The sequence below is a fragment of the Acidovorax sp. genome, assembly GCF_047607405.1.
Taxonomy (GTDB): Bacteria; Pseudomonadota; Gammaproteobacteria; order Burkholderiales; family Burkholderiaceae_C; genus Acidovorax.
In genome coordinates this window covers 1-12,435 of the sequence record NZ_JASGDA010000009.1, presented here as the reverse complement: position 1 = coordinate 12,435, position 12,435 = coordinate 1, and the positions used below count along the sequence as shown (strand labels likewise).

Here is a 12,435-nt window from a genome sequence, read left to right as displayed (position 1 = left end):
GCGGTCTGTCCGCTTCGTTCTGGCTGGAAGCCGGTGTGAACAACGACAACGGTTCTGGCGCAACCACCAGCACCAACAACCAATCCACCGGCTCCACCGGCGGCGGCGGTCTGACGTTCAACCGTCGTTCCACCGTGAGCCTGAATGGCGGCTTCGGTGAAGTCCGTCTGGGCCGTGACTACACGCCTACCTTCTGGAACTTCACGGTCTTCGATCCGTTCGGCACGAACGGCGTGGGCACTGCCCAAACCCTGAACTCCAGCGTCGGCGGCCCCACCACCGTGCGCGCTTCCAACTCCATCGGCTACTTCCTGCCTGGCAACCTGGGCGGCTTCTACGGCCAAGTGCAGTACTACCTGGGTGAGAACGCCAGCAACCTCGCCAACAAGAAGGACGGCACGGGTCTGTCGGCTCGCTTCGGCTACGCCAACGGCCCCATCAACGTGGCCCTGGCTGCTGGACAAACCAAGTTCCTGACCGGCGACATCTCGTCGTGGAACCTGGGTGCTTCCTATGACCTGGGCGTGGCTCAGATCCTGGCTCACTACGCTGAAGACGAGATCGACGGCGGCGCTACCAGCAAGGGCTTCCTGATCGGTGGTCTGGTGCCCGTGGGCGCTGGTCAAATCCGTCTGGCTTACTCGACCTCCAAGCTGGACGTGGCTGGTTCTGACCCCCGCACCGACAAGATCGCTCTGGGCTACGTGCATAACCTGTCCAAGCGCACTGCTGTGTACGCTACGTTCGCTCACCTGAAGAACAAGAACGGTGCTACCCAAGCTCTGAACGGTGCCGTGACCACTGGCAACTCCAACGGTTACGACCTCGGTATCAAGCACAGCTTCTAATATCAACACTGGCTTAGGGCCAGTTGCGATACCAAAGCAAAACAAAAAGCCACCTTCGGGTGGCTTTTTTATGGCCCTTTGGTAATCAACCCCGAACTTGACGCTTGCACCAAGTTGCGCCCCAATATGGGGGAACAATTTGAAGCGACTCCATGCACACCTTCACTATCCGCGAACTGCGCGAACGCTCCGGTGACCTCAGCCGAGAGGCTGACGAAGGTCGGCTTGCGCTTGTCACCCGCCACGGGCGGCCGCTGTTCGTCAGCGTCCCCTTTACCGAGGATCTGCTGGAGGCGGGCGTCCATACGGCGTTGGCCGTGAACCTGTTCAAGAGCGGCGAGATGACTTCTGCACGCGCCGCCAAGGTGGCCCGGATGAGCCTGCCGCAGTTTCTGGCGCATCTGTCTGCGCAGGGCATCCCGGTGGTCGATCACGACCCGGTGGAACTGGAGCAGGAACTCGCTGCCTTCGATGCGGCGCAATGAGTCGGCCCGTCGTCGTTTCTGACTCCGGCCCCTTGATTGCGCTGGCCGGGTGCGGTGAACTGGAACTGCTGGTCGCCGTTTTCGATGCGCTCCATGTGCCGCAAAAGGTGCTGGATGAAACCACGGCAGATCGCTCGCGCCCGGGTGCAGCTGACATCGTCGCCTTCGTTCAGGATCGCGCACGGGTGCATGCCGACCGCGATGACGCCGTCTATGCCGCTGCCGTCGGCCACCTCGACGAAGGCGAGGCGCAAGCCCTGAGCCTGGCGCACGCCCTGGGCTGCGGCGTGCTGATGGACGAGCGCCGTGGCCGCCAAACCGCAATCCGCCAAGGCGTGCCCCTGTTCGGCGTGCTGGGTGTGCTGCTGCAAGCCAAGCGAATCGGCAAGCTCGAACGCATTGCGCCCGCATTGGAGAGGATGCAGGCCAACGGTTACCGCATTTCGCAGATGCTCATCGATGAAGCCTTGCGGCTTGCGCGCGAGGCACGATGACCGGAATGCGGTGACTGCGCGGCACAAGCCTGGTGCCGTTTTTTTGGCACCATCCTTGCGTAAAGCAGCTCCAGGCCTGGTACACAAGCCCCCTTGGCGCCGTCTGGCATTCAGGGATTCTCCGTTGGCTATAGTAAAACCTTTACTGCATAGTAAAACTTTGATTCAGAAGGATTCACGCATACCGCAAGCGGCATGGGTTGCCTTCGACGCCCTCGCCGAAAACTCCCCCGATTTTCTTTCTGATCGATGCTTGCCTTCATATTGCGCCGCCTGATTCAGGCTGTGATTGTCATGGTCACGGTGGCCTTCATCTCCTTCATGCTGTTCCAGTACGTGGGCGACCCTGTGGTGTTCCTGCTGGGGCAGGATGCTAGCCCAGAGCAGATCCGCGATTTGCGAGCCTCCCTCGGTCTGGACAAGCCCTTTTTCGTGCAGTTCTGGCACTTTCTGGTGAATGCGGCGCAGGGCGAGTTCGGCCTGTCGCTGCGCCAGGGCGCGAAGGTGTCGCGCCTGATTGCCGAGCGCTTTCCGGCGACGCTGGAACTGGCGCTGGTGGCCGCCGTGCTGGCGCTGGTGGTGGGGGTGCCCATGGGCGTGTACACGGCACTCAAGCGCGGCACGTTCACCAGCCAGTTGTTCATGACGCTGTCGCTGCTGGGGGTGTCGCTGCCGACCTTTTTGGTGGGCATTCTGCTGATCCTGGTGTTTGCCGTTCACCTGGGCTGGTTCCCGAGCTTTGGGCGGGGTGAGGTGGTGCAGATCGGCTGGTGGAGCACCGGGTTGCTCAGGGCCAAGGGCTGGCACCACATCACGCTGCCCGCGATCACGCTGGCGATCTTTCAGCTCACGCTCATCATGCGGCTGGTGCGCGCGGAGATGCTGGAGGTGCTGCGCACCGACTACATCAAGTTCGCCCGCGCGCGCGGGCTGACCGACCGGGCCATCCACTTTGGCCATGCGCTCAAGAACACGCTGGTGCCCGTGCTGACCATCACCGGCCTGCAGCTCGGCGGCCTGATCGCCTTTGCCATCATCACCGAGACGGTGTTCCAGTGGCCGGGCATGGGCCTGCTGTTCATCCAGGCCGTCACCTTTGCCGACATTCCGGTGATGGCTGCCTACCTGTGCCTGATCGCGCTGATCTTCGTGGTCATCAACCTCGTGGTGGATCTGCTGTATTTCGCGGTCGATCCCCGTTTGCGCGTGGGCAAGGCCGGGGGGCACTGATGCCAACGCCTCCATCGCGCCTGAAGGCTGGCGGCAGGGCGTTCGCGCACATTGCGCAGTACCACCCCGAGCTGACCGCGCTGCGCCGCGACCTGCATGCGCACCCCGAGCTGGGTTTTGAAGAAATCTATACCGGCAACCGCGTCAAGGAGGCCCTGAAGGTCTGCGGCGTGGACGAGATCCACGACGGCATCGGGCGCACCGGCATCGTGGCCGTGATTCGCGGGCGCAGCACCTCCAGCGGCAGCATGATCGGCCTGCGCGCCGACATGGACGCACTGCCCCTGGCCGAGCACAACGACTTCGCCTGGAAGTCCTGCAAGCAGGGCCTCATGCACGGCTGCGGGCACGACGGCCACACGGCCATGCTGGTGGGCGCGGCGCGCTACCTGGCCGAGACGCGCAACTTCGACGGCACGGCGGTGCTGGTGTTCCAGCCCGGCGAAGAAGGTTACGCGGGCGCGCGCGTGATGATGGAAGACGGCCTGTTCGACCGCTTCCCCGTGCAGGCCATCTACGCCATGCACAACTGGCCCGCGATGAAGCCCGGCACCATCGGCCTGAATTCCGGCGCGATGATGGCCGCTGCCGACCGCATCACCATCGAGATCACGGGCCGCGGCGGCCATGGTGCGCACGCCTACCAGACGGTGGACGTGGTGCTGGTGGCCGCGCACATCATCACGGCGGCGCAGAGCATCGTGTCGCGCAACGTGCGCCCCATCGAAAGCGCCGTGGTCAGCCTGTGCGCCATGCAGGCGGGCGACCTGGGCGCGTTCAGCGTGCTGCCTGGCAGCGCCACGCTGGTGGGCACGGTGCGCACCTTCGACCCGCGCGTGCAGGAGATGGTGGAAAAGCGCCTGAAAGAGCTGTGCAGCGCCGTCGCCCTGGGCTTTGGCGCCACGGCCACCGTGCATTACGAGCGCATGTACCCGGCCACCATCAACACCGAGAGCGAGGCCCTCTTTGCGGGCGACGTGGCGCAGGCGCTGGTGGGCGCCGACAATGTGGTGCGCGACCTGGAGCCCAGCATGGGCGCCGAGGACTTCGCCTTCATGCTGCAAAGCAGGCCCGGCGCCTACCTGAGGCTGGGCCAGGGCACGGGCGCCAGCGGCAGCGCGCTGCACAACAGCCGCTACGATTTCAACGACGAGGTGCTGCCCCTGGGCGCTGCCCTGCACGCCGGTCTGATCGAGCAGGGCATGCCGCTGGCAATGCCCTGATTTTTTCGCTTCCGTTCCCACCACCAGAGGAGATAGTTGTATGAATTTCAAGCAAAAACTGGCCGCAGCCGCCGTCCTGTCTGCGCTGGCAGCTACTAGTTTCGTAGCGTCCGCGCAAACCATCCGCATCGCCAACCAGGGCGACGCGCTGTCGATGGACCCGCACTCGCTCAACGAGTCGCTGCAACTGAGCGTGACCAGCAACATCTACGAACCCCTGGTGGGCCGCAACAAGGATCTGAGCCTGGCCCCCGCGCTGGCGACGAGCTGGAAGCAGACCTCGCCCACCGTGTGGCGCTTCGAGCTGCGCAAGGGTGTGCAATTCCATGACGGCACGCCCTTCACCGCCGACGACGTGGTGTTCAGCTTCGGCCGCATGAAGGGCGACGGCTCGGACATGAAGGCCACCAACAGCGACGTGAAGCAGGTGCGCAAGATCGACGCCCACACCGTCGAGATCGAAACCCACGCGCCTCAGCCCATCCTGCCCGACGTGATCACCACCTCGTACATCATGAGCAAGAAGTGGTGCGAGGACAACCAGGCCACCATGCCCGTGGACCGCCGCAAGGGCATCGAGAACGCGGCTTCGTTCAAGGCCAACGGCACCGGCCCGTACCGCCTGCGCGAGCGCCAGCCGAACGTGCGCAGCGTGTTCGTGCGCAACGGCAGCTACTGGGGCAAGATCGAAGGCAACGCGACCGAAGTCATCTTCACCCCCATCGCGAACGACGCCACGCGCGTGGCTGCGCTGCTGTCGGGCGAAGTGGACGTGATGGAGCCCGTGCCCGTGCAGGACATCGAGCGCGTGAACAGCAGCCCCAACACCCGCGCCGTGACCGGCCCCGAGCTGCGCACCATCTTCCTGGGCATGGACCAGAAGCGCGACGAGCTGCTGTACTCCAACGTGAAGGGCAAGAACCCGTTCAAGGACGTGCGCGTGCGCAAGGCGTTCTATCAGGCCATCGACATCGAGGGCATCAAGAAGACCGTGATGCGCGGCGCGTCCAACCCGTCCGCGCTGATGGTGGGCCCCGGCATCAACGGCTTCCAGCCCGACGTGAAGCGCCTGCCGTACGACGTGGAAGCCGCCAAGAAGCTGATGGCCGAGGCGGGCTACCCCAACGGCTTTGAAGTGACGATGAACTGCCCGAACGACCGCTACGTGAACGACGGCCGCATCTGCCAGACGGTGGCCGCCAACCTGTCGCGCATCAACGTCAAGATCAACCTGGCCGCCGAGACCAAGGGCACGTACTTTCCCAAGATTCTGAGCCGCAACACCAGCTTCTACATGCTGGGCTGGACGCCCACCACGTACGACGCGCACAACGCGCTGAACGCGCTGATGATCTGCCCCGACGACAAGAGCGGCGCCGGCCAGTTCAACCTGGGCGCGTACTGCAACCCCAAGCTGGACGAACTGACCAAGAAGATCCTGGTCGAGACCGACAAGCCCAAGCGCAACGCGATGATCAAGGAAGCCTTCGAGTTGCACACCGCCGACGTGGGCCACCTGCCACTGCACCAACAGGCGCTGGCCTGGGGCGTGAGCAAGAAGGTCAAGCTGGTGCAGATGGCCGACAACTACATGCCGTTCAAGTGGATGAGCATCGAGAAGTGACGAGAAGAAGCCGCTGCTGACAACGCGCGGCGGCGCGCAGAAAGCCGCCGTGCGTTGCCGTTTTGACCCTGGTTCCCCACGATGAAAAACACCCTCGCCCGCTGGCTCGACAGCGATGTCGGCTACAGCTTCCGCAATTCGCCGGTGGCGATGCTGGCCGCGCTGATCGCGTTGGTCTGCCTGTTTAGCTCGCTGTTCGCGGGCTGGGTTGCGCCGCACAACCCGTTCGATCTGACCACGCTGGAGTTGAGCGATGCGCGCCTGCCCCCGGCCTGGAGCGAGGAAGGCAGCCGCAAATACCTGCTGGGCACCGACGACCAGGGCCGCGACATTCTGTCCGCCGTGATCTACGGCGCGCGCATTTCGCTCATCGTGGGCATTTCTTCGGTGGTGCTCTCGGTGGTGGTGGGCGTGGCGCTGGGCTTGCTGGCGGGGTTTCGCGGCGGCTGGGTGGACACCGTGCTGATGCGCCTGTGCGACGTGATGCTGTCGTTCCCGGCCATTCTGGTGGCGCTGCTGATCGCGGGCGTGGGGCGGGCGCTGTTCCCGCACGCGCACGAGTCGCTGGCCTTCGGCGTGCTGATTCTGTCCATCTCGCTCACGGGCTGGGTGCAGTACGCGCGCACGGTGCGCGGCTCCACGCTGGTGGAGCGCAACAAGGAATACGTGCAGGCCGCCCGCGTGACGGGCGTGTCGCCGCTGTCCATCATGCGCAAGCACGTGCTGCCCAACGTGCTCGGCCCCGTGCTGGTGCTCGCCACCATCCAGGTCGCCACGGCCATCATCACCGAGGCCACGCTGTCCTTCCTGGGCGTGGGCGCGCCGCCCACCTCGCCGTCGCTGGGCACGCTGATCCGCGTGGGCAACGACTATCTGTTCTCGGGCGAATGGTGGATCACCGTTTTCCCTGGCGCGATGCTGGTGCTGATCGCGCTGTCCGTCAATTTGCTCGGCGACTGGCTGCGCGACGCCCTCAACCCACGCCTGCGCTGATATGAGCCTTCTAGAAGTCAAGAACCTCGTCGTCGAATTCCCGGGCCGGCGCGGCACGCTGCGCGCGCTGGACGACATTTCCTTTTCCATCGCGCCCGGCGAAATCCTGGGCGTGGTGGGCGAATCGGGCGCGGGCAAGTCGCTCACGGGCGCGGCCATCATCGGCCTGCTGGAGCCGCCGGGCCGCGTGGCATCGGGCCAGATATTGCTGGAAGGGCAGCGCATCGACAACCTGGGCCACGAGGCCATGCGCCACATCCGAGGCCGCCGCATCGGCGCGATCTTTCAAGACCCGCTGACCTCGCTGAACCCGCTGTACACCGTGGGCCGCCAACTCACCGAAACCATCCTCACGCACCTGCCCGTGTCGCCCGCCGAGGCGCGGCAGCGGGCCATTCAGTTGCTCAAGGACACGGGCATCCCGGCGGCCGAGGAGCGCATCGACCACTACCCGCACCAGTTCAGCGGCGGCATGCGCCAGCGCGTGGTCATCGCCCTGGCCCTGGCGGCGGAGCCCCAGCTCATCGTGGCCGACGAGCCCACCACGGCGCTGGACGTGTCCATCCAGGCGCAGATCATCACGCTGCTGAAAAACATCTGCAAATCGCGCGGCGCCGCCGTCATGCTCATCACGCACGACATGGGCGTGATAGCAGAGACCTGCGACCGCGTGGCCGTGCTCTACGCGGGCCGCGTGGCCGAGATCGGGCCTGTGCATGACGTCATCAACCAGCCCGCGCACCCCTACACCAGCGGCCTCATGGCATCCATCCCCGACATGGAGACCGACCGCGAGCGCCTGAACCAGATCGACGGAGCCATGCCCCGCCTGAACGCCATCCCCAAGGGCTGCGCCTACAACCCGCGCTGCCCCCAGACCTTCGACCGCTGCCGCAGCGAGCGCCCCGAACTGCTGGACGCAGGTGCCACCCGCGCCGCCTGCTGGCTGCACGCCGAGGGGGCCGCATGAGCACCGCGACCACCCCACCGCTGGTGCAGGCCCGCGACCTGGCCAAGACCTTCGACGTATCTGCCCCCTGCCTCAACCGCGTGCTGGAGCGCAAGCCGCGCACGCTGCTGCATGCGGTGGACAGCGTCAGCTTCGAGATCGAAAAGGGCAAGACGCTGGCCCTGGTGGGCGAGTCCGGCTGCGGCAAGAGCACCGTGGCCCGCCTGCTGGTGGGCCTGTACGAGCCCACGCGCGGGGGCCTGACCTTTGACGGGCAGGACGCGCACGCCGCCTTCAAGGCCAGCAACGCCAAGGCCATGCGCCGCCGCATCCAGATGATCTTTCAAGACCCCTACGCCAGCCTGAACCCGCGGTGGCTGGTGGAAGACATCATCGGCGAGCCGCTGCGCGAGCACGGCCTCATCACCGACAAGGCGCAGTTGAAGGCCCGCGTGGGCGAGCTGCTGCAGTCCGTGGGCCTGTCGCCGCTGGACATGGCCAAGTACCCGCACCAGTTCTCGGGCGGGCAGCGCCAGCGCATCTCCATCGCGCGGGCGTTGGCGACCGAGCCCGAGTTTCTGGTGTGCGACGAGCCCACCAGCGCGCTCGACGTGTCGGTGCAGGCGCAGGTGCTCAACATCATGAAGGACTTGCAGCGCGAGCGGCAGCTCACCTACCTGTTCATCAGCCACAACCTGGCCGTGGTGCGCCACGTGAGCGACCAGGTGGGCGTGATGTACCTGGGCCGCCTGGTGGAGCTGGCCGACAAGCACACGCTGTTCGGCAGCCCGCGCCACCCCTACACGCGCATGCTGCTCGACGCCATCCCCAAGATGCACGACACCGGCAAGGCCCGCACGCCCGTGCAGGGCGAGGTGCCCAACCCGCTCAACCCGCCGCCCGGCTGCGCCTTCAACCCGCGCTGCCCGCACGTCAACGAGCGCTGCCGCAGCGAGCGGCCCCAGCTTCTGAGCATCGGCGGCATCCGCATCGCATGCCATGCGGTGGAAGAAGGGCGGATATAAAAAAGTGAGCAGCCTGCGACTGCTGTATCTGGGTTTGACAGTCAAATGATTGCCAAACCAAGGAATAGATCGCACGAGCAGCTATTTATTTCATAGCTGAAACCCCGCGTCGCCTGAGCGACGGGCCTAGGGCTTTTCCTCTCTTGGCCGTGGCGGGATGTCTCCACCATGCACAGAACGAGCGCGAAGGCCCGCCTGCCTTCGGCCCGTCCATGACCATAAAGGAGACGCTTTTCATGTCCGTTTTGTCCCATCCCGTTTCGCGCCGCCAGTTCCATGCCCTGAGCGCGGGCGCGCTGGCGCTGCCCGGTCTTGCGCTGGCGCAGGGCGCTGCGTCGTACCCCAACCAGCCCGTCAAGGTCATCGTGCCCTTTGCCGCAGGCGGCGGCACGGATGCCATCGCGCGGCTGATCGGCCTGAAGCTGGCTGCGGCGCTCAAGCAGCCTTTCGTCATCGACAACCGCGCGGGCGCCAGCGGCATGATCGGCACCACGGCGGTGGCCAAGGCGCCGCCCGACGGCTACACCATCAACGTGGGCCTGAGCACCTCGCTGCTGATCAACCAGTTCCTCTACACCAAGATGCCGTATGACCCGCAGAAGGACCTGAGCATGCTGTACCGCCTGGCGGCGGGCACGCAGATCCTGGCCGTGAAGGCCACGATGCCGGTGAAAAACGGCACGGAGCTGCTGGCCTATATCAAGGCCAACAAGGGCAAGCTGTCCTATGGCTCGTACGGCGCTGGCTCCACGCCGCACCTGTTTGGCGCCTATCTGGACCACATCGCCGACGGCGGCATGAGCCACGTACCCTACAAGGGCGAGGCGCCCATGGTGCAGGACTTCCTGGGCGGCCAGCTCGACATCGGCTGGGTGAGCGCGACCGTGGCCAAGGGGCACATCGAAGCGGGCAAGCTCAAGGCCATCGGCATCAACAGCGCCAACCGCATGAAGGCGCTGCCCAACGTGCCCACGCTCAAGGCTGCGGGCCTGACCGACCCGGTGTTCAGCCTCGAAGGCTGGCTGGCCATGGCCGTGCCGGGCAAGACGCCCAAGGACATCCAGGACAAGCTGGCCGCCGAGGTGCGCAAGGCCATGCAGGACCCGGAGGTGCAGCGCAAGATCGAGGACATGGGCTTCAGCCCGGTGCTGGACAGCAGCCCCGAAAAGTTCACTGCCGAGTACAAGGAGCAGATGCCCAAGTGGGCCGAGCTGGTCAAGATCTCGGGCGCCAAGCTGGACTGATTTTGCTATTAAAAAAAGAGCTGCCAGTGCTTGCCCATCAAGCGCTGGCGGCTCTTTTTGCTTGAAACCCGGTCAGGTGTAGCGCTTGGCCCGCAGGTTGTTCTTCATCTGCTGCAGCACGGGCTGCAAGGGCTCGCCGATGCGCAGCGCCACGCAGGTGGCCAGCACGTCGATGACCAGCAGGTGCAGCAGGCGCGACACCATGGGGCTGTAGCGGTCGTAGCCCTCGGGGTGGTCGGCGGCCAGGTGGATGTGGCAGGCGCTCGCCAGCGGCGAGCCGCTGGCGGTGATGGCGATGGTCGTGGCGCCGTTCTTGCGCGCGATGTCGGCGGCGTCCATCAGGTCGCGCGTGCGGCCCGAGTTGCTGACGATGACCAGGCAGTCGCCCGGCCCGAGCAGTGTGGCGCTCATCACCTGCATGTGGCCGTCGCTGGTGGCGATGCTGGTCACGCCCAGGCGGAAGAACTTGTGCTGCGCGTCCTGCGCCACGATGCCCGAATTGCCCACGCCGTAGAACTCGATGCGCTTGCCTGTCTTCCACGTGGCGGCTATCGCGCTGGCCGCGCGCTCCAGCGCCCCCGTGCTGGCCGCGTTGCGGTACTGCAAAAAGGCGGCGACGGCGTTGTCCACCACCTTCACCAGCACGTCGCCCGTCTTGTCGTCGGCGTCCACGCTGCGGTGGATGAAGGGCACGCCCTCGCTCACGCTGCCCGCGAGCTTGAGCTTGAAGTCCGCCAGCCCGTCGTAACCCATGCTGCGGCAAAAGCGCACCACCGTGGGCTTGCTCACGAGCGCGCGCTCGGCCAGCTCGCGCACCGGCAGGCGCGCGAAGGCGCGCGGGTCTGCCAGCACCAGGCGCGCCACGCGCTGCTCGGCGGGGGCCAGGGACGACAGGGAGGCGGTGATGCGGTCCAGCACGCAGTGATGGTAACTAGGTTTCATGTTCGGGAAGACTTCTCGTAATCCCCGTGGCCGCCGGGGCGCGAGCCGCCGTAGGATGCCTGTCACGCAACCGTCACAAACCACCGCACCGCAAGAAAGACAGCATCCATGCAGAAACTCATCGCAGGCACCGCCCTGGCCCTGGCCGCATCGGGCGCGTTCGCGCAAGGCCAGGTCAACGTCATCTGCTCCGTGCAGGCCGAATGGTGCAACCTCATGTCCACCGTCTATACCAAGACCACGGGCGTCAAGGTCAACATGACGGCCAAGGGCTCGGGCGAGGCGCTGGCGCAGCTCAACGCCGAGCGCGCCAACCCCAAGACCGACATCTGGTTCGGCGGCACGGGCGACCCGCACCTGCAGGCGGCCGAGCAGGGCCTCACGCTCGAATACAAGTCCCCGCAGCTCGCGCAGCTCCATCCCTGGGCGCAGAAGCAGGCGGCCGACTCCAAGTACCGCACCGTCGGCGTCTATCTGGGCCCGCTGGGCTTTGGCTACAACAAGGAGCTGCTGGCCAAGCGCAAGCTCAACCCGCCGCAGTCCTGGGCCGACCTGCTCAAGCCCGAGTTCAAGGGCGAGGTGCAGATGGCGAACCCGGCGTCCAGCGGCACGGCCTACACCATGATCGCCACGCTGGTGCAGATCATGGGCGAGGAGAAGGCGTTCGACTACCTCAAGGCCCTGCACCCCAACATCAGCGCCTACACGCGCTCGGGCACGGCGCCGGTCAAGGCCGTGGCGCGCGGCGAGACCACGGTGTCCATCAGCTTCGTACACGACGTGACCACCGAGGCGGTCAACGGCTTTCCAGTCGGCTCGGCCACGCCGTCCGAGGGCACGGGCGCCGAGGTGGGCTCGATGAGCATCGTCAAAAACGGCCCCAACACCGAGGCCGCCAAGAAGTTCTATGAATGGGCGCTCACGCCCGGCGGCCAGCAGTTCGGCCTGGCGGCCAAGCAGTTCCAGTTGCCCAGCAACACGCAGGTGCCCAAGGACCCGCGCATGACCGACCCGGCCAAGATCAAGCTCATCAACTACGACTACGCCAAGTACGGCGCCAGCGCTGAGCGCCGCCGCCTCATTGCACGCTGGGAAAAGGACGTGCAGAACGCGGGCCGCTGATGGCGGCGTCGGCGAACCGCCCCCTGTGGGCCTGGGTGGCCCTGGGCGTGCTGGGCTACATCGCATTGCCCTGGTATGCGCAGCAGGACGCCAACGGTCTGCTGGCGCTGGGCCAGGTCTTCGGCGACGCACCAGCGGCCAACGGGCTGCTGCAGGCCGCGCTGTACGGCAGGCCCTGGCTGTGGCTGGGGCTGCTGGGCCTGGCGCTGGCGGGCGTGGGCGCCGCGCTGCCTGCCGGGCGCCGCCAGGGCGCGGT

General features: G+C 65.8%; 12 protein-coding genes and 1 pseudogene. 12 read left to right on the top strand and 1 reads right to left on the bottom strand.

Annotation, left to right across the window (positions count from 1 at the left end; genetic code table 11):
* The 10 genes from QM569_RS01745 to QM569_RS01700 all read left to right on the top strand — a co-directional run.
* On the top strand, positions 1–848 hold an 848-nt coding region (locus QM569_RS01745), incomplete at its 5' end, for a porin (RefSeq protein ID WP_414985499.1).
* 152 nt (positions 849–1,000) lie between these two features.
* Positions 1,001–1,333 (top strand): UPF0175 family protein, encoded by a 333-nt coding sequence (locus QM569_RS01740; protein ID WP_414985498.1) that lies wholly within the window; start codon positions 1,001–1,003, stop codon positions 1,331–1,333.
* Positions 1,334–1,365: 32 nt separating this feature from the next.
* Complete coding sequence (locus tag QM569_RS01735) at positions 1,366–1,827, top strand: DUF3368 domain-containing protein (RefSeq protein ID WP_414985497.1); 462 nt, start codon at positions 1,366–1,368, stop codon at positions 1,825–1,827.
* A gap of 249 nt (positions 1,828–2,076) precedes the next feature.
* Entirely contained in the window at positions 2,077–3,057 is a 981-nt protein-coding gene (locus QM569_RS01730; protein WP_414985496.1) for an ABC transporter permease, read from the top strand.
* Complete coding sequence (locus QM569_RS01725) at positions 3,057–4,280, top strand: M20 aminoacylase family protein (protein WP_414985495.1); 1,224 nt, start codon at positions 3,057–3,059, stop codon at positions 4,278–4,280. Before QM569_RS01730 ends, QM569_RS01725 begins: the two co-directional genes overlap by 1 nt.
* Before the next feature lie 40 nt (positions 4,281–4,320).
* The gene (locus QM569_RS01720) at positions 4,321–5,904 is read left to right on the top strand and encodes an ABC transporter substrate-binding protein (RefSeq protein WP_414985494.1); all 1,584 of its coding nucleotides are present in this window, start codon (positions 4,321–4,323) and stop codon (positions 5,902–5,904) included.
* A gap of 81 nt (positions 5,905–5,985) precedes the next feature.
* Positions 5,986–6,897: an ABC transporter permease gene (locus QM569_RS01715; RefSeq protein WP_414985493.1), complete on the top strand. Its 912-nt coding sequence runs from the start codon at positions 5,986–5,988 to the stop codon at positions 6,895–6,897.
* 1 nt (position 6,898) lies between these two features.
* A complete protein-coding gene (locus QM569_RS01710; RefSeq protein WP_414985492.1) occupies positions 6,899–7,867 on the top strand; it encodes an ABC transporter ATP-binding protein in 969 nt (322 codons plus the stop codon).
* Positions 7,864–8,871 (top strand): ABC transporter ATP-binding protein, encoded by a 1,008-nt coding sequence (locus QM569_RS01705; RefSeq protein WP_414985491.1) that lies wholly within the window; start codon positions 7,864–7,866, stop codon positions 8,869–8,871. The genes QM569_RS01710 and QM569_RS01705 overlap by 4 nt, the downstream gene beginning before the upstream one ends.
* A gap of 236 nt (positions 8,872–9,107) precedes the next feature.
* On the top strand, positions 9,108–10,115 hold the full coding sequence (locus tag QM569_RS01700; RefSeq protein ID WP_414985490.1) for a Bug family tripartite tricarboxylate transporter substrate binding protein: 1,008 nt from the start codon (positions 9,108–9,110) through the stop codon (positions 10,113–10,115).
* Between the two features lie 72 nt (positions 10,116–10,187).
* On the opposite strand, the gene QM569_RS01695 is transcribed toward QM569_RS01700, so the two are convergent.
* Positions 10,188–11,033: a MurR/RpiR family transcriptional regulator gene (locus tag QM569_RS01695; protein ID WP_414985500.1), complete on the bottom strand. Its 846-nt coding sequence runs from the start codon at positions 11,031–11,033 to the stop codon at positions 10,188–10,190.
* Positions 11,034–11,165: 132 nt separating this feature from the next.
* Here QM569_RS01695 and QM569_RS01690 point away from each other — a divergent pair, with 132 nt between their 5' ends.
* Together QM569_RS01690 and QM569_RS01685 are read left to right on the top strand one after the other, a co-directional pair.
* A complete protein-coding gene (locus QM569_RS01690) occupies positions 11,166–12,179 on the top strand; it encodes an ABC transporter substrate-binding protein (protein WP_414985489.1) in 1,014 nt (337 codons plus the stop codon).
* Positions 12,179–12,435 (top strand): annotated as a pseudogene (locus tag QM569_RS01685) (iron ABC transporter permease); the annotation flags it as partial. The gene QM569_RS01690 and the pseudogene QM569_RS01685, both read left to right, overlap by 1 nt.